This is a genomic window from Methylobacterium litchii (assembly GCF_038442315.1).
Lineage (GTDB): Bacteria > Pseudomonadota > Alphaproteobacteria > Rhizobiales > Beijerinckiaceae > Methylobacterium > Methylobacterium litchii.
Genome location: NZ_JBBXMY010000008.1, coordinates 59,983 through 78,014 on the forward strand (window position 1 = coordinate 59,983; position 18,032 = coordinate 78,014).

The 18,032-nt window shown below is 65.7% G+C and carries 14 protein-coding genes; 10 read left to right on the forward strand and 4 right to left on the reverse strand.

Annotation, left to right across the window (positions count from 1 at the left end; genetic code table 11):
- The first annotated feature begins 1,500 nt into the window (after positions 1-1,500).
- From AAHF99_RS15625 to AAHF99_RS15645, 5 genes are all read left to right on the forward strand, one after another.
- Positions 1,501-4,749, forward strand: a complete 3,249-nt coding sequence (locus AAHF99_RS15625; protein ID WP_342165374.1) for a MobA/MobL family protein — start codon at positions 1,501-1,503, stop codon at positions 4,747-4,749.
- A 674-nt stretch (positions 4,750-5,423) separates the two neighbouring features.
- Entirely contained in the window at positions 5,424-6,356 is a 933-nt protein-coding gene (locus AAHF99_RS15630; RefSeq protein WP_342165376.1) for a hypothetical protein, read from the forward strand.
- A 76-nt stretch (positions 6,357-6,432) separates the two neighbouring features.
- Complete coding sequence (locus tag AAHF99_RS15635) at positions 6,433-7,860, forward strand: exodeoxyribonuclease VII large subunit (RefSeq protein ID WP_342165377.1); 1,428 nt, start codon at positions 6,433-6,435, stop codon at positions 7,858-7,860.
- A 21-nt stretch (positions 7,861-7,881) separates the two neighbouring features.
- Entirely contained in the window at positions 7,882-8,073 is a 192-nt protein-coding gene (locus tag AAHF99_RS15640; protein ID WP_342165378.1) for a hypothetical protein, read from the forward strand.
- A gap of 1,091 nt (positions 8,074-9,164) precedes the next feature.
- Positions 9,165-10,316 (forward strand): hypothetical protein, encoded by a 1,152-nt coding sequence (locus AAHF99_RS15645; RefSeq protein WP_342165380.1) that lies wholly within the window; start codon positions 9,165-9,167, stop codon positions 10,314-10,316.
- A 496-nt stretch (positions 10,317-10,812) separates the two neighbouring features.
- Here AAHF99_RS15645 and AAHF99_RS15650 read toward each other — a convergent pair whose 3' ends face one another.
- Positions 10,813-12,249, reverse strand: a complete 1,437-nt coding sequence (locus AAHF99_RS15650) for a YncE family protein (protein ID WP_007557737.1) — start codon at positions 12,247-12,249, stop codon at positions 10,813-10,815.
- The gene (gene copM / locus AAHF99_RS15655; RefSeq protein WP_007557739.1) at positions 12,246-12,698 is read right to left on the reverse strand and encodes a CopM family metallochaperone; all 453 of its coding nucleotides are present in this window, start codon (positions 12,696-12,698) and stop codon (positions 12,246-12,248) included. Before copM ends, AAHF99_RS15650 begins: the two co-directional genes overlap by 4 nt.
- Before the next feature lie 181 nt (positions 12,699-12,879).
- Here copM and AAHF99_RS15660 point away from each other — a divergent pair, with 181 nt between their 5' ends.
- The 5 genes from AAHF99_RS15660 to AAHF99_RS15680 are packed head-to-tail and all read left to right on the forward strand — an operon-like array spanning position 12,880 to position 15,877.
- Positions 12,880-13,263 carry a COG4315 family predicted lipoprotein gene (locus AAHF99_RS15660; RefSeq protein ID WP_007557741.1) on the forward strand — a complete coding sequence of 128 codons (384 nt, stop codon included), beginning with the start codon at positions 12,880-12,882 and terminating at the stop codon, positions 13,261-13,263.
- Positions 13,264-13,306: 43 nt separating this feature from the next.
- Positions 13,307-13,816, forward strand: coding sequence for an RNA polymerase sigma factor (locus tag AAHF99_RS15665; RefSeq protein WP_007557743.1), 510 nt, complete (start codon positions 13,307-13,309; stop codon positions 13,814-13,816).
- Positions 13,813-14,622 carry an anti-sigma factor family protein gene (locus AAHF99_RS15670; protein ID WP_007557745.1) on the forward strand — a complete coding sequence of 270 codons (810 nt, stop codon included), beginning with the start codon at positions 13,813-13,815 and terminating at the stop codon, positions 14,620-14,622. The genes AAHF99_RS15665 and AAHF99_RS15670 overlap by 4 nt, the downstream gene beginning before the upstream one ends.
- Positions 14,619-15,509 (forward strand): LysR family transcriptional regulator, encoded by an 891-nt coding sequence (locus tag AAHF99_RS15675; protein WP_007557747.1) that lies wholly within the window; start codon positions 14,619-14,621, stop codon positions 15,507-15,509. The genes AAHF99_RS15670 and AAHF99_RS15675 overlap by 4 nt, the downstream gene beginning before the upstream one ends.
- The gene (locus AAHF99_RS15680) at positions 15,506-15,877 is read left to right on the forward strand and encodes a YidH family protein (protein WP_007557749.1); all 372 of its coding nucleotides are present in this window, start codon (positions 15,506-15,508) and stop codon (positions 15,875-15,877) included. The genes AAHF99_RS15675 and AAHF99_RS15680 overlap by 4 nt, the downstream gene beginning before the upstream one ends.
- 3 nt (positions 15,878-15,880) lie before the next feature.
- Here the strand turns inward: AAHF99_RS15680 and AAHF99_RS15685 are convergent, their stop codons facing one another.
- Both AAHF99_RS15685 and AAHF99_RS15690 read right to left on the reverse strand, forming a co-directional pair.
- Positions 15,881-16,966: a sulfite oxidase gene (locus AAHF99_RS15685; protein ID WP_007557751.1), complete on the reverse strand. Its 1,086-nt coding sequence runs from the start codon at positions 16,964-16,966 to the stop codon at positions 15,881-15,883.
- Between the two features lie 78 nt (positions 16,967-17,044).
- Positions 17,045-18,028, reverse strand: a complete 984-nt coding sequence (locus tag AAHF99_RS15690) for a beta-propeller fold lactonase family protein (protein WP_007557753.1) — start codon at positions 18,026-18,028, stop codon at positions 17,045-17,047.
- Between the last annotated feature and the right edge of the window lie 4 nt (positions 18,029-18,032).

Sequence of the window (18,032 nt, forward strand, 5' to 3'; positions counted from 1 at the left end):
AGCCCCGCTGTCTCACCGCCGGCATCACAACCCCCAGACCGGAACACACCCTATGGCCAAGATTGTACCGGGGTGCCCGTAGAGGGTCAATTTTTCGAAAAATTTAGCAGCCTAGAGCGACAGGCCCCAGCGGATAAAAAACACCGGGTTATCCCGCACAAATTGGCCGCCCCAGCGAAGCCCGGTTCGCGTCGTGCAGACCCGGTTACGGGAAATGGGTGGCTAAACCAGTCAAGATAGTACGCCACCCTCTCACAGCCTGCGCCCAGGAGGTAGGCTGCTAATTGCGCAGCCACACGTGGGCCACCCATGCTGAAAAACGCCATTTCCAAATCTCATATTGGCAGCCCATGCGTTAGGGCTGAAAGCCAATATAAAATAGCAAATTAGCAGCCACATTCGTATGCGCGTTGCGCTTATATCTCACTGCGCAAATTAGCAGCCGCACAGCCCGCCATAAGAGCAAAAATTTTCTGCGAATTTAGCCACCCTCTATATCATACTGATAACTCACGACTTTCGCGTGATCATAGAGCAGGGTAGCCCCCCTTTTTGAGCGGCCTCCCAAACCCCTAATAGAGGGGTCTCTGACTGATGCCAGAGCTCACCCGGAGAGGGTTGAGCAGGACCGTTCGAAACCGGATCCGTTGCGCCGGCCGAGGCACATCGAATGCGCCACTCGAGGCCGACCCAGATCGTGGTCTAAGAGGACCCCTGCGGAGCCTCATGACCCCGAATATTTGCGCCCTCAGGACCGCCCGAGGTGGCTTTAAGAGCCAGGAGAGGCCCGGATTTCACCGCCACCGCCGGCGATCACGGCCCACCGGGCTGGAATCGGTGCTCGAAGCCCCATCCCAGCCCGAAATGAAGCCCGATCGAGACCGACCGACGGGCATTCTCGGCCCCCAAACCAGGGTCTGGATGGGCCGAGAGCTTCCCAAGATGACGATCCCCAGAAGCCCCAGAAGAGAACCCAGGATCCGACGATCCTGGCTCGTAAACTCGATGGCTCAATTCCCCAGTTTTTGTGCACCCTGTGGGTACAGCAAAAACTGGCGGCTCCTTCGGGCCGATTTCGGTACCCATCCCGGCCTCCCTCGCCGATCAAACGGGCTTCCCCATTTCGGATCGTCCTGCCTCTCACCACGCCTCCGCATGCTGAGTCCGTGAGACCCGGCTCGGGTCTACTGGCATCGGGAGTGCTCGACCTGGCCTCCGCCCAGCCTCCCTGGCTGTGTCGCTGGATCAAACTGCCGTTTCGGATCCCGCTTGGGTACGTTGAAGGTTCATTTCAGGACGATGCCACCACGCATCCACGATGCATGGGGCCGTGCACCGACGCGCCGTCATCGCCCTATGAACTGTTCCTCCTATCACGGCTCAGGCGGATCGTAGCGAGGGCCGACTGATGCGTCCCACATAGGCGACCCCAGCGGATGAATCGCACAGTTCGTCTGCACGAACTGAAGCTGCTAAACTAAGGTCCTCTCGCGAGGACCGATGGCCGCGCTGTTCAACCCGAGCCCGCTCGTCTTAGGCACGCTGCAAAACCTGTCCCTCATTTTGGACCGGTCGGCGGCGATCTCGCGGGGCCCTGGCGTCGCCGGTCTCGCGGTCGGTCGAAGCGAGGCCCGCGCGCTCGGCGGCCTCGATATGGCAATCGACCGGCCCGGCCAGTCGATGCCCGCCAAAGTCCGCTACGGCGCAATCACAATCGCTCCACGCGCACAGGGCTCGGCCTACAGCAAGAGTCCCGGTGTCCATCCTGCGATCGACCGGGCCTACGACAATCCCGGCGTGCGGTTCGGTAACCGCGTGAAGGGTGGCGAGCGCCCTACCTCTTCGGCTGGAGAAACCAGTTGCCACTTCTCGCAGACGTCAGTGTCGAAAACATCGCCGATCCGCGAGATGATCAAGGCGGCCCGTAGTGGTCGCCGCCTGACCGGATCACACGCGGCCGCTCACGTGCTCTACGTGGAGCGTGAGGGCGCACTTGAGCAGATCAAGAAACGCGACGAGGAACGCCTCCGAGGCGAGGACTTCATCGCCGCGATCGAATGGCGCGGCAAAGATCGATCCGCCGTCGCACAGCAGGTATATATCGAGCGCGCCGGCGCGGCCGAAGGCATGGAGCGCAAGCCCGGTGGGCGAGTGACCGACGAGGAACTCGACGCCCTAAACGAAGCCTCGTTCGGGACAATCGGCAACACGGTCGAAGAGCGCACGCAGTTCTGGCTCGCCGTTGAAGAGGCCGAAGCCACGCCGAAGGGCGATCGCATCACGATCAAGCCCACCGAAAACTTAGAGTGGTGGGGCAAGGTCGCGGAGGCGGTGTACACGGCGCCCGCCGGCGCCCAGAAAGCAATCCGCGATGCGCTCGATCGCGGCGACGGCGAGCCGTTCGACCTTAAGCTGCCCACCGACAAGGCCTTCGCTCTGCATCAGTGGGCAGTTGGGCTCGACACCAATGCTCCGCTCGAGATTTCACCCGGGCGCGGCGGGCGCACGCAGACGCGCGTCATCGCCGAGTTGCCGCACGAACTCGATGGCCGCGAGCGGCTCCAGATCGTGCGCGATTTCACACAGAAGCTCGCCGATAAGGGCTTTCCGTACTGGGCCGTGATCCATGCGCCAGACGCGAACAACGATGCCCGCAACTTTCATGTCCACGTGGCCTACTACGACCGGCCTGCGGGGAAAATCGCGTCACCTGGTGGCAAAGGGGACGTGTGGGACTTTGAGATCCAAGAGGAGCGTCGGTACCCAAACCGGACGAAGTACCTTGTTCGGCCTTATCAGCAGAATCGCGATCGAACGACCCATGATCGGGAGTGGGTCCCCGAACTGCGCAAGCACTGGGAGACGGTGTCCAACCGGGTGCTCGAAGAGGCCGGCGTCTCGAAGCGCTACAATCTCGGCACTTATGAGAGCATGGGGATCGAGCTTGAGCCGCTCAAGCACATCAACTCGCGCACCTTCAACAAGGAGCGGAAGGGCGAGCTAACCGAGGAAGGGCCAATCCTGGCCCGGCGGCAGTGGGACAACGTCCACGACCGGCTCGTGAAGGATCACGAGACCAAAGCGCGGAAGCGAGAGAAGTCGATCGCGGGTCTGACCGAACATGCGAGACGTGTGGCGAAAACGGTGCCTGGCGCGGCGAAGAAGACCGACGAGATCGAGCGTCTAAAGGAGTTGGCTGTCAAGGCGAGTTTTCAGCTCGCACTCCTGGAGTTGCACCAAGATCTCACGCGGATGGTAGTCGACCGCATCGCATCGCGGCCGAAGCTGATGATGACGGCGGCTGATAGAGAGGAAGTCAACGCCCGGAAGAAACGGGGAATCGCAGAAGACCTGCCGCCCCGCGACGGGCCCGTCGCCGGTGCGTCGCTGTTCGGCCTGAGCCTGCGCAGCGAGGTCGTCACGTTCCTCACGAAGATCTACGACGGCGGCCTACGCCTCGATCGCGAGAATGGCATGCGCGCCGACATCGCGCGCAACAACGTGCGGATGATCGTGCGGGAACTGCGCGAACGGATCGCACACCCGTCCTATCCGGCTCGGCCCGGGGGAAGCCTCGCCAATGCCATGCTGTATGATCTCGACAGCGACGAGCGGCTGAAGATGCGTGCCGAACGGCAGGCCAGCCTTGGAGAGCAGATCCGTAACGCGTCAGAGCAGAGCGGAGAACAGGTCGTCGCGGCGATGATGTCCGTGCTGAAGACCGCCCCACCGATGCCGGATGAGCCAGAACGCAGATCCGCCCTTGCGCGTGCCTCGGGGACAGGCACCGCCGCGCCGAATGACACGAGTCCCGCCAAGACGCGCTATCGGCCTGGACGCCGTGACACAGACCTGTGCGCCGAGAGGAAGTCTCCGACCCGGACCGCGCCGCCGATCACCCTGCCAGATGGCTACGGGCCCCAGGGGCGGAGTAGCGGAGCGCCTGTCACGGCGGCCCGGCCGGTCGAAGCCTCACCGGTGCTGAGGTCAATCGAGCACACGTCAGACGAACGTTGTCCCGTCATACCCCAGGGCACGCCGGCCGGCGCCAAGCAGGAAGTGCTACGGGAGCGCCAGACCACCAAGGCGGATACGCCGAACCTAACGCCGACCTGTTTCGCGGATACCGTACAGGCAGAGGGCCAAATGCCACGCTCTTCGGCCCAGACCGAAGCCGCAGCAGCCACGCCACAGCCCGCAGCAGTGGCGACGGGCTACCCCGCGGGGGACGCCACGCCGTCCGCTCAAGCCGATCGTGCTGGTGTACCACCCGGCATGCCAACGAACGCGACGCCCGCCCAGCCTACAAAGCCACCTATCGAGGACGCAGCTACCGGGCCCGTTGCAACGCCCAGCACGACGCTAGCGCCTGCGGCGCAACCGCCGCCCCTTACGAAGCCGGGCATCTCTGTCCCGGCCACAGTCGCATACAGCGCCCAAGGGACGCCACTCACTCAAGGAGGAACGGCGAACCCTGCATCCGCGAAGGACGCTAAATCATTGCCGACGCGCTCATCGGCACGGAGCGCATGCCCTGTCGCGATTCCCGACCTTGCCGAGATCATGGACGCGCGGGATCGTGCCGAGCGCGTCCGCCCCTCCGTGACTAGGGTCGAGATCCAGAAGCCTGAGGGCGCGCTGTCGCAAACGGTCAGGCTTCCAGCCCCGAACACGCCCGAACTACGGATCAAGGGCGCCAAGCGACCCGAGAAGAAGCGGAAGGAGCGCGATCGCGGCCGCGAACGTTAGGCATCTCAAATAACTGATCGAGATAGTTCACGCCCTCCACGCGCCAGATCTCCTATGGAGAGAGGATCCGTCAGATTCCAACGCGGATACGCCAAAGAGGTAGCCAATAATCCTCGATCGATTCCGAGCTGAATACGAGATCTTCGATTAGGGTCCCACCGCGCCGGCCCTTCACTCAGCGCGCTGCCAACCTGTCAGCAATGCTACCAAAGTTTACGCGAGAAGAGCGCGATTAATTCTTAAAGCATTCTTCTTAATATTTATGAGTTATTGAAGATATTCAATTGTACCATGCCGCAAAATTTATGTGCGAGCCTGCGTCAGACATTGCGGTATCATTTGATGGCAGAAGCGTCGGCAGTGCCAATATCAACCTAATTCTGATTGATGACTACCAAGGTCACAAGACGATCACCCGCTTCATTACTCAGATCTAAGTGCTCAGAGGATCATTGAGCGGTGATCTCTAAGATTAAAAATTCGAACAGAACGTGCTGCCGGGCCTCTGCGGCCACGGCAGCGGAGGGATGAAGTCGAGCGGAACAGATCAGGCGAAGGCCCTTCGCCCCAAAAGCCCATGGAGGACGGGGACGGCAGAACGCGGCGCTCGGACAGCGCTCGCGGGACGGTCGTTGAGGTGCCTTCGCCCCTTCCCCTGATCATGGACACGAAAAATGACAGATCATGACGCGCCCACCGGCGCGAACGAGCCCGGTCGCCCGCACGAGCCGACAGGCTTGCAGGTTCGCGCACGGGTCGAGCGCCCGCGCAGGCGCACGGACGGCCTCGTCCTCGAACTTCAACCCGTCGATCCCGACCGTACCGGACGGCTTCACGCCTTCCTCTCGGGCGACCTCATCCGCCAGATCCAGGACGCGACTGGCATCCTGCTCGATCCCAGTGCCATCTTCGGCGAACATGAGTTGAATCTGACCGTCACGGTCGAGGCGCTGGGCAACCTCACCGCGGAGGTCGCCGGCTTCGTGCGCGACGCCTTCCTGACGGGATGGGCCGAGCAGGACGCTGCGGTCCGGGATGGCCTGGAAGCCGACTATCTCTGGGTTCGGCAGCACGACCTGCCGATCCCGCGCCGGCTCCGGCGGGTGTTCCTGATCGAGCCGGATGACGGCGCACCGCACCCGCTCGTCGATGCCCTCGCCCATTGGTGGGATCAGGGCGCCATCGAGCTGATCCGACATCCCATTGCTTTCGAGCAGCTGGGCTCCGTCGCCGCGCTCCGGCACGCGTTCGATTCCGCAATCGATCAGTACGAGTGGGGCTCCCTGGACGTGGTGGTCGTGGATCCTGGCTCCGGGTTCGCGTTCCGCGAGCTCTCGGAGGACGGGCTGATGCGTCAGGTCGCCGTCCTGCCGGTGCCCGTGATCACCCGCCGCGCCTCATCGCCGACGCTTCTCGACGGCTTGGCCCACCAGTGTTTCGATCAGCCGGATGAGATCCTGGCCTTCCTCGCCGGCATCCTCCGGCAGGAGCTGCGGCTGGCCGACCGGGCACGGCTCGATGCGATCGCCGAGCTGATCGAGGCGATCCCCAAGCCCAAGCGCAAGGCGAAGACGCCACGCTCCAAAAAGGGGCCGCTGTTCGACTGACCCAACTCCGTCGATCCGGCCGCCGGCACGCTGGTCGCCGGATCATCGCCCCGTCCCGAACCACGCGAATGACACCATGCGACACCACAAATTCTTTAATACCACCCAAGGGGCGCCCGCCCCCTCCGCTCACCCGGGCGATGCCCGTTCTCCCCCCATCCCGCCGGACGACGCAAGTGCGGCCAAGCCCACCGACGAGATCCGCGAGCTCCGCGACCTGCTCGGCTGGCTGCGCCAACGTCTGCGCGGCGAGCATACGGTGCGGGCCAGCGTACTGACCGTCGAACCCATCGGGTCCGACGGCCACCTGCTGCTGCTCGGCGAGGCCGATCCAAGCGGTAACCTCGAGCCGCCCCGGCTCAAGGTTCGGCTCGCCGCCGCCGACCTCGCCGCCTGCCGGGATGCGATCGGCGACGCCCTTGATCCAGCAGACCTGGTGAACAGGCGGATCGTGGTCAGGCTGCAGACGGGCCTGCGCCAGCGCTACGGGCGCGAGGCCGGAGTGCAGGCTCGGGTCACCGCCGTGATCTCAGTCGACGCGGTGTCGATCGACGGCGAGATCGAGCGCGAGCGGACGCTGCAGCGCCTACGGCAAGAGGGGCGCCGCTTCGGCCCCGGGACCTGGGAGGAGCCGGAGGAGCCACGCCATATCGCGCTGATCGCAGCCGAGTTCGGCGATGCCCGCCGCGACGTCGAGCACGTCCTGCGCCCGTTGGAGGAGAACGGCCTGATCCAGCTCCACCGGATCTATGCGTCGTTCGAGGGACTTTCGGCGGAGCGCTCGTTGGGCGAGGCGCTCGCCCGAGCGGGCGAGCTGCACCGCGAGCACGGCTTGTCGGCGACCTTGGTGTGCCGGGGCGGCGGTCCGGTCGAGGGGTTCCAGGCTCTCAACGTCTACGCGACGGTGCGCGCGGCCACCAGGGCTCCGAACGTCATCGCCGGGCTCGGCCATGCCGGGACGCCGCTTACCGCCCTCGATGCGGTCGCGGCGCGATCGGAACCGACCCCGACGGCCGCGGCGATGCTGGTGCGCCGGCTCATCGAGGCCACCGGCTTGCGGGCCGACCGCGCGCTCGCAGCGTTCGACGGCGCCCTCGCGGAGGATCTCGAGGCGGCCGGGCGCATCGCCTTAGCGGGGGCCTTGCAGGGCTTCGCCGCGAGCCTGGGCGATCTCGCGGAACTCGCCGATCGGCGGCTGCGACAGCTGAATCGCGGCGTCGAGCGCAGTCTGCTGACCAACCTCGCCGCAGCGGCGGGCGTAGCGACCGGCGCGACGGCCGAGATCGAACCGTACGCCCCTCCCGTCGAGGTGCTCGGCTTCGGCGACGGAGATGACGACGAGGACCCACCCTGGGAACCGGGGTGGGCGCTGGTGACAGCGGCCGACACCGGCCTCGTCATCGAGCGCTATCGCGAACTCAAGTCTAATATGCCTTTATTCCTACACTTTCACGACGGGACGATCTTCGTCCGGATCGTTCCGACCTTCGTCACCTACAACTGATCTACGACCAGGAGATTGACCATGACCAAGACCCGTTCACCCGAGACCCCGAGCTTCCTGACCGCGGTTCGGCGCATCGAGGCGCTGACCCAGGAGATTCAGAAGGACGGTTTGGCCGCCTTCGAGAAGGCCGAGGCCGCCTATGTCGAGGTGCAGGAGTTGCGCGCCGTTCTGAACGCCCGGATTGCAGACCTGCGCCGCCGGTCGGCATAGCCCGACGATCCGGGTCACCGCCGGTGCCATCGCGCCAGCGGTGACCACCGCGGGAAGGCATCCGCGATGCTCGTCGCGGAAACCGCCTCAGCAGAGGCCTGGGTACTGGTTCAAACCCCGGAAGTGCCAATCACCCACACCGTGGATACGCTTTGCGACGTCTTGGCGAACGTTGCGTCAGTACGGTCGCTCTGACTTTCGATCTGCGCGCACAATCAATCGCGATCGGAGAGGGCCGAAGGCCAGCCCGTAGGGCGCCTACTCTCCGGCCATTCCATCTATTGCTAAAGCGACCTGTGGCGCACCGCTGGATTTCCGGACTACGGTAGCATGCAAAGACGCGGCCTACCGCGCGAGTACGTAAGTTTTGTATGCTTAAGTATTTCCGAATCGCATCGCTATCACGATTCGACTAAATAAAGCGAATCGCATTCGAATCGCTTTTATTTGGTCAAATTTGATCGAATCGAGCGTGCGTGCCTAAGATTGACGATCATCACTCGTCATTGCTTGTAGGCCATCACTTCTCATGCCTGCTCCTATTGATACGCGCAGCTTCGTGCGCGGCACACCCGCGTCGTTGTGTCATGATCGTACGATCGTGAGGGCTCGGTGGCTCAGTGGCCAGCGAGGCGTCCGATTTGCCAACTGCGAAGATGGAAAACGCTGGGTCTCGCTCGACGGGGCGGTCGCTTGTAACTTCGCCTGGACCTCAATCTCCAAGATATCGCCGCTACAGGTTGACGAGGCGGACGGGATCCATTGCGGACGACACGTCGGTTCGCACGTGCGAAGTATCGCGTACCCACGTGCCTCGCACGCGAAAAACGGACACGCGCTGTCAGTCGAACGTGCGACAGCCGTTCAGCGCGAGATCGGCAACCTGTCGTCGCCGGTCTACTGGGACACCAGCTGAGAACGGCCGGGTCTAGATCCAAGGCCTCACGGCGCTTCAACGACAGAGTTCAGCGGCGCGCCGCACGCAGAAGCCGGACGAAGACTGTCCGTTCCCCCATGTCTCCGCACCCGATCCCTCACCGCCACGCCCCACGGGCTGGCCCAACTCCACATTGCCATCAAGGACCATGATCATGGATGAAATATACAACACTCCACACGCCGTCTCCGATCAAGAGCGGTCCTGCGATCCCACGGACCTCGCTTTGCTCTTCAATCACATGAGCTACGACCTTCAGCGCCAGCGATTTCGCCTGTGCCTCATGGGAGAATCTGCCCCAAGACTCCTCGACGGGACGGTGGATCCAGTTGACGCCGAGATTACCGACGCGGATCAGCCGAACCACGATCACACAACGGCAGTACACACCGAAGAGGAGCGCCGCCTCGCAGCTCGAGAGATCCTGAACGCCCGGATGCGCCCGATCCTGATCGCAATCGCGAAGAGTGTCGGCCTCAGCTTGGATGTCTGGATGGCGCGCATCGATGGTCCGATGCCGCTGACCGACCCCGAGCTCGTGCGAGCCTTGCCCGAGGTGTTTGCGTCGGATGTCTTCCGGGACGCGCGCCGAGCGTGCCGCAACCTAACCCTGCTGCCGCCGAAGCAGCGGCCGTTCGCGGAAGAGCCATTCGACTTGGGCTTTCGCGGGCGCCCGCCGGCGAACATCCTCGCCAGTTATCCGTGCTGGGACCTTCCGTTCGTACCGGAAGCGCATGCCCCCGAACGCTGGACCATACAGGATGCCGCCGCCTTCATGCTTGAATGGCCACCCGAACCCGGTGAGCTCAAGGCGCCCATGGATGCTTGGGACGCGCACATCGCCGATCTGTGGCTTCGCCAGCACAAAATCAGCAAATATCGGGCGGCGGAAAGGACGGACCCGGTGGTCGCTTACCGAAAAGGACGAACAAAGAAAGGTCCACTTAAGGTTCTGGCCGGGCTCGATGACGACGCTCTTCTGGTTATAACAGATGCGCTGCTATGCGAGCGCCTGCGCCGCGATGTGATGTCCAGAGTAATGCAGGAACGCGCCGACCTGATCCACGTCGGTCTTGAGATGGTGGCGTGCGGATACCTAAGCCTGAACGACGTACGCGCGACGCTTGCGGTCCATGATGAGGCCCAGGAGGATGCCTTCGCAGAGGCTTTCGCCGAGAATGATGACTGGATGGGTGAGTGGATCGTCGATTGGAGTTTTTGGCTGATCGACAAATATGATTGGCCGCTGGAAAGCGGCCCCCGTTTCCGCGGGCTAAACCGAGGAAAACCGAAGGCGGAACGCTAGCCCATGCCGAGTCCCTGTTGACCTGAGCGCTGCAAATGCGAAACGAGGGGCTACCGGATCGCTGGGATCCGGTAGCCGGAGAATGGGTGCGACGCCAAGCGGAAGGATTGGTTATAACATCGACATGCCAGGCGTCGGACATCAATTTATAACGAGAAACTTATGTAAATCAGACATTTATGCTGAAATTGGACATCACAAGCAGTGGAAGTGAAGGACTTGCCCAGTCACACGCCGCGCGGAAGGCGCCGCCCCTCAGACGGGTGATCAGGTACAACAAAAAGGCTGATCAATTGCCTAAATCGGCCTGATATGGCCGTAAGCGGATCGTCCGCTTCCGAGAAGGGCCGCCGTAAAAGCGGGCAGGCTCATACCGACCCAACTGCGCCGTAGAAGCAGTCCGACGTCGTTCTCGAAAGCAGACATCGAAACTGGGCTCGCGCCGCCAAGGTACTCTTATGAGTGTTCGCCTTCCGAACTAGCGCCCCCCACTCGATCAATCCACAGTCTGCATCTGGACGACACTGCCGAGTTCACCGGGCTTGCCCGAGACCACCACGAGGTAGCGCCGGCTAGCGCCGGCATCCGTGCGGGTGACCTGTCGGATCGGGCCGATCGCGTTGACGATGGCCGCGCCGGCCGGGTTGGTCATGAAGGCGGCGAGCGGCTCCAGGCCGGTCGCTCCCTTCGGATTGGCGGCGAGCGCCAGCACGAAGGGCATTTTCGCGGGCAGTCCTGTGACCGCGGCCTGTAGCGTTTGCAGCACGCCTTGGTCGAACAGGGTGACCTGCGTCGCCGGCTTGTCATCGGAACCGGTGAGCGTCAGCGCGCTGGTCTTGCCGGCAGCACCCAGCGGCTGGAGGTTCTGCTTTCCGTCGCCCTCCGGCACGGCGTTCGGGACGTAGGCGACGCCCTGCGGACCCTGCCCGATCGGCACCTCAGCGATCACCGTGTTCGACGCCGTGTCGATCACCGCCGCCATGTCGGCGTTCTCCAGGCCGACATAGACGCGGCTGCCGTCGCCCGAGGGCCAGAGCCCGTGCGGCAGGGCGCCGGTCGCGATGGTGGCGACCTGAGAGAAGTCGTCGGTGCGGAACACCTTGAGCTGGTTCAGGCCGCCGATCGTCACGTAGGCGAACTGGCCGGCCTTGGTCGAGACGATGTTGACGTGGTTGGTGATCGGCCCGGTCTCGATCGTCTTCAGCGGCGCGAAGGGCGGACGCGCCGAAAACACTTGGGTGCGGCCGACATCCTTAAGGGTGAACCACACCTGCTTGCCGTCCGGCGTCGCGGCGATGTCGGGGCAGAACGGGCTCTCTTGCTTCACGCGGCCGACGATGGTGTGGGTCTTGGTGTCGATGACGACGGTCTCGGGGCTGAAGCTGGAGCAGACGTAGCCGTAGGCGCCGTCCGGCGAGAAGATCGTCATGCCGGGCCCGTTCGGTACGGTGATCCGGCGGGTCTCCTTGGCGGTGGCGGCATCGAGCACCGCGATATGGTCCTCGCCGCGCACGCTCACCCAAACCTCTCGGCCGTCCGGCGTGAAGAAGGCTTCGTGCGGCGAGCGGCCGACATAGGCGGTGTGGCGGACCGCGTTGGTCGCCGTGTCTATGAAGCTCACGGAGTTCGAACCGATCGAGACCGCGAGCAGGGTCCTGTGGTCCGGCGAGAAGCCCATGCCGTGAACCAGAAGCTGCCCGCGATAGAGCGGGCTCAGGTTCATCGGCGTCGGGTCGCCGAGCCGGATCACCCCGAGCAGGGTGTTGGCGGCGGGATCGACCACCGAGACCGTGTTGGAGAACTGGTCGGAGGTGTAGAACCGATCCTTGCCGCTAACCGGCACGTCCGGGGCGGAAGCTGCGCCCGGGGCCTGCCCGGCGAGCGCCGGGCCGGAGAGCAGCGCGAGGGCGAGGATAGTCAGGGCGGTCTTCATCGGCGGGTCTCCGAGGGCATGGCGGCGGGGGCTGCACTGTGGTCGTGGGAATGGGCCGCACCAGTCGATGGCTGCGGCGCTTTAGGAAGACTGGCGAGCGCACGGCGCATCACATCGATCTCCTGGCCCTGCTCGACGACGATTCCCTGCGCGAGGCGACGCAGGACCGGATCCTTGCCGTAGAGCAGCTCCGCCTTGGCCATCGCGATCGCGCCCTCGTGGTGGGGGATCATCATCGCGGCGAAATCGCGGTCGGGATCGCCCGAGGGCGGGACCATCATGTCGGCGTGCATCCGCGTCATCGACTGCGCCATCATCGCGTCGAACGACGTTGACGACGCGGCCGGAGGCTCGCTGGCGGCCAGCGTCGGGCGCATCATCATCCGGCCGCCGACGAGGCCGCTCGCCATCAGCGCCGACGTCACGGCAAATCCCAGTGCTCCGCGCATGCGGCCTCCTCGCGATCCGGTATCAATGGAAGGGATGCCAGCGGACCGCCTTTATTCCGCGGCGGGGCCGAAAAAGCGTTCGCGCCGATGGGATCGCCTTTTTTCGTGTGTCAGCGGAATAAAGGCGCCCGTTTCGCATCCCTCCCGATGCGGTCATGCTCGACCGCGGGAGACTTCACCCATGCGCAATCTGCTGATCCGCACCGCCTTCGCGGCTATCGCCTTCTCCGCCGTGGCCGCCCAGGCCGCCGCGCCCGCCATGACGGCCGAGACCGCCAAGGGGCCGGCGCTCGTGGATGCCAAGAGCATGACCCTCTACACCTTTGACAAGGACATGGGCGGCAAGTCGATGTGCAACGGCCCCTGCGCCGCCAACTGGCCGGCCCTGACGGCTGCCTCCGGATCGGCGGCCTCCGGCGATTGGACGACGGTGACCCGGGACGACGGCACGATGCAGTGGGCCTACAAGGGCAAGCCGCTCTACACCTTCGCCAAGGACACCAAGCCGGGCGACACCACCGGTGACGGCTTCCTCAACGGTGCGTGGCACATCGCAAAGCCCTGATCGGTGAATGCCCGGATCGGCTCCCTCTGATTGGGACACGTCGTTGGACGAGATCGCCCCCCTGATCGAACCGCAGATCCCGGCCCTGCGGCGCTACGCGGTCGCGCTTCTTCGGGATCGCGAAGCGGCGGACGACCTCGTCCAGGACACCCTGGAGCGGGCATTGTCCGCCTGGTCCGGGCGTCGCCGCGACGGCGACCTGCGGGCGTGGTTGTTCACGATCGAGCGCAACCTGTTCCTCGCCGCCGTCCGACGCCGGGGCCGGCGCGGCGCCGATCTCGGCGCGGAAGCGTTGGAGCAGGTGCCCGATCCGAGCGCCGACCCGGGGGCAGCTTTGGGAGCCCGTGACGTACTCGCAGGGCTCGACACCCTGCCCGAGGAGCAGCGCTCGGTGTTGCTCCTCGTGGCGGTGGAGGACCTGTCCTATGCCGAAGCGGCACAGGTGCTCGGGGTGCCGCTCGGCACGGTGATGTCACGATTGAGCCGGGCGCGCACGCGGATGCGCGGATTTGTGGAGACGGGCCGGACAGGCCTGCTGAGGAGGGTTAAATGAGCGGGGATCCGCGCCCGGTCGGCGAGGACGATCTGCACGGCCTGATCGACGGCCGCCTTGAACCGGAGCGGCAGGCGCTGGTCGAGGCGTGGCTCGTGGGGAACCCCGCGCGTGCGGCTGAAGTCTCGACGGACCGAGTTCTGCGCGAGCGCCTGCGCGCCCGCCTCGCGCCGATCGCCGAGGAGGCGATCCCGGCGCGACTGCGGGTGGCCAACATCCGCTCGCGACACCTGTACCCTGGCGCACGCTGGTTCCCCATGGCAGCTGCGGCCGTGCTCTGCCTCGCGCTCGGCAGTGCCGGCGGCTGGGTTGGCCATGCCCTGCACGGTGTGCCCGCGGCGGCGGCGGTGGCGGAGGCACCGGCGACGCAGGACGCGGTCGCAGCCTTCCGCACCTTCGTGGTCGAGGCGGTGCATCCGGTGGAGGTGCGCGCCGACGAGAAGCCCCACCTCGTGACGTGGCTCTCGAAGCGTCTCGGTCACGCGGTCGCGGCCCCCGACCTCTCGGCGCAGGGCTTCCGGCTGATGGGCGGGCGCCTGTTGCCGGCCGGCACCGAGCCCGCGGCGATGTTGATGTACGACGACGACCGCGGCACCCGGCTGACGCTCTACAGCCGCGTCGGTGACGGCGACGGCCGCACGCTCTTCCGCTTCGCCCGCGAGGGCGACATCGCTGCCTTCTCCTGGGTCGATGGTGGCATGTCATACGTCGTCACCGGCCGCACCGACGAGGCCCGGCTGCTCTCCGTCGCGCAGGCGGTCGATGCGCACGTCCGCGGCCTCGCGCCGGATCGTCGGCAGCCATGACCCTCGATCAGCTTCGCATCTTCGTGGCGGTGGCCGAGCGACAGCACGTGACGCGGGCCGCCGAGGCGCTGAACCTCGTCCAGTCGGCGGTCAGCACGGCGATCGCCAACATCGAGGGGCGGCACGCGACGAAGCTGTTTCACCGGGTTGGCCGCGGGATCGAGCTGACCGAAGCAGGGCGCGTGTTCCTCGTCGAGGCCCGCGCCGTGCTCGCCCGGGCCGAGGCCGCCGAACTTGTGCTCGCCGACCTCAGCGGCCTACGACGCGGGACGCTGGCGCTTTTTGCCAGCCAGACCATCGCCAGCGACTGGCTGCCTCGCCACCTCGTCGCCTTCCGCCGGGCCTACCCTGAGATCGCTATCCGGTTGGCGGTGGGCAACACCACCGACGCCGCCGACGCGGTGCGCGCGGGGCAGGCCGAACTCGGCTTCGTCGAGGGGGCGCTGGACGACCCGACGCTCGCAAGCACGACCATCGCCCAGGACAAACTCGTCCTCGTGGTCGCCCCAAACCATCCCTTCGCCGGGGCGGCTGCACTCGCACCCGAAGACCTCGCCGGGGCCGACTGGGTGCTGCGCGAAGCGGGATCGGGAACCCGCTCGGCCTTCGAGGCGACCCTGGGTGCGGCCGGCCTTGCCGCGGCCCAGCTCCGGGTCATGCTCGAACTGCCCTCGAACGAGGCAGTGCGCGCCGCCGTCGAGGCCGGGGGCGGGGCCGCCGTCCTGTCCGAGACCGTGGTCGCCGCAGCGCTTCGAACCGGGACCCTGGTGCGGGCGGCGTTCGACTTACCGAGCCGGCCGTTCCGGGTGCTGCGCCACAAGGAGCGCTACCGCAGCCGGGCCGCCGACGCGCTTCTCGACCTGATCGCGACGGCGAACATCAAATGAGCGAGCCCGCGAAACCAGTGCCCCCCGACGACCCGCGGGTGAGGCTCGCCGAGGACCGGACGGTGCTGGCAGCCGAGCGTACGTTCGTGGCGTGGCTTCGAACCGGGCTCGCCTTTCTGGGCGTCGGCTTGGCCGCGCAGCGCTTCCTGCGGGAGGTGCTGGCGGTCTGGCCGCTGAAGGTGCTGTCGCTCACGTTGATCGGCTGCGCGCTTGCCTCGTTCGCCGGCGCCGCATGGCGGGACCGGGCGATCCGGGCGCGTCTCGCCCATGCCGAGATCCCGATGATGCCGCGCATCCTCACCATCGGGATCGCGGCCTTGCTGATCGCGATCTCGGGCCTCGCGGCCACCGCCTTGCTCTGGGCGTGATGATCAGGCCACGGTGACCCGCACCCGGTGCCATGCGGCGCTAAGGTAGCCCTTGTAGTTCCAGGTGTCGTCGGGGGCGGCCGGCTGGGTCTGGCCGGCGGAGTCCCAGGCCCGCACCGCAAGTTCGTGCTCGCCGGCCGTCAGCTCGCGCTCGATCTCCCAGAATGTCCACGCGTAGGGCGCGTCGGCATCGCGGTCGATCCGGGCCTGCGCCCAGCTGCGGCCGCCATCCGTCGAGACGTCGACGCGGGCGACCGCGCGGTCGCTGGCGATGGCATAGCCGCGGATCGCGTGCCGGCCGGCCTTCAACGCCGCGCCGCGGGCGGGCTCGCAGATCGCGCTGTTGAGCGGCATCGCCTCGATGGTGATGCCGTGGGCGGGGTCCGCGGTCTCGGCCGTCACGTCGGGCGGAAACAGCTTGTAGTCGTCGGCCTGCATCGGGTTGTCGGAGGGCCGGTCCTGCACCGTGATCCGGGCGAGCCATTTCGGGCTGCGGATGCCGGCAAATCCCGGCACCACCACGCGCAACGGATGGCCGTGCTCGGGGGCGAGAGGCTCGCCGTTCATCGCGAAGGCAAGCAGCGTCTCGGGCGCCAGCGCCTTGGCGAGAGGGATCGAGGCGCCGAAGCGCGTGTCCGTGTCCGCGATCCGGTCGTGGCTCTCGAAGGCGACGTAGCGCTCTTCATCTGCATCGATGCCGGCCGCGCGCAGCACCTCGGCGAGCCGCACGCCGGTCCATTCCGCGTTGCCGATGGCACCGGGCGCCCACGGGTCACCGGAGACCGGCGCCACCGCCAGCATGTCGGCCCGTCTGTTGCCGGCGCATTGCATCACCGCCGTGACGGTGGCGTGCGCAAAGCGCGCCTTGAGTTCCGCGAGGGAGAGTTCGAGCGGCATGGTGACCATGCCATCTACCGTCAGGCGGTAGCTGTCGGCGTCGAGGTCCGGGATGTCGCCGTGGCTGCGGACGTAGAAGTCGGCCTGTTCGGTGAGGAACGCCGCCCGCAGGCGATCGAGCGGCGGCTCGGCGTTGTAGGGCGCCTTTCCGTGGACGATGAGGCGGTCCTTGCGCTGGAACAGGCGGAGCATGGGGTCTTTGTCCTGCGTACTTGACATGTCGACGACGAGAACGCGCCGGGGGCGATAAGGCCCCCGGCGCGCGTCGCCTCAGGGCTTCATTGTCGAGACCACCGCATTCTTCGCGCGATCGACCACGGCGACGCTGAGATCGCGGTTGAGGACGTAGGCGCGGGCGTTGTCGGCCGAGAACGCGATCGCCTGGCGCGGCTCGTTCAGGCCGGTCACCGTGGCGACAACCTTGAGGGTGCCGGTGTCGATCACTGAGAGTGAGTTGTCCTTGAGGTTGCCGGAATAGACGAAGCGACCGTCCGGTGTCAGTGCGGCTCCGTAGGGGTCCTTGCCCACCTCCACCTCGGAGGTGACTTTGCGGGCGGCGATATCGACCACGCCGATGGTATTGCGGCCGCTGTTGGCGGCAAACAGCGTCTTGCCGTCCTTGGTGATCGAGATGGCGCGCAGCTTGTCGAACCCAGCGATCTCGCCGGTGATCTTGTTGGTGGCGGTATCGACCAACGTGATTTTGTCGCCGAGGAAGTTCGTCACGAACACGGTCTTGCCGTCGGGCGACAGCTTCACGCCCTGGCGCGGCTGCGCGAAGCCGGGAATCACGGCATCTGCCAGCATAGTCTTGGTGTCGAACACGGTCAGCGTGCTCGCGGCCTCGTTGTTGACGTAGAGCTTGCCCCCGTCGGCCGAGAGCACGGTGCCGAAGACCCCGGGCCCGGCGGCGAGAACGCCGGCTTCCTTGCCGGTGGCGGTCTCGTAGACCGTGATCCGGCCGGTGCCGCTGTCGGAGACGTAGAAGCGGGCGCCGTCCGGCGCGAACACGATGTTGCGCGGCGTGACGAAGCCGTCGAGGCGGCGCAGCACCGTGCCCTTGGCGACGTCGTAGACGACGACGGCGCTCTCCTCGCTGTTCGATACAGCGGCGACGGTCCCGGCAGCGTTCAGCGCCAAGGCGTTGTTCTTGATCGCGCCGTCGAAACCAGCGGCGGACCCGGGCTGGCCCTGGGCGAGAAGCAAGGCAGCTCCGGCGAGGAAGGCGCGGAGACTGGTGCGGATATGGGTCATGAAG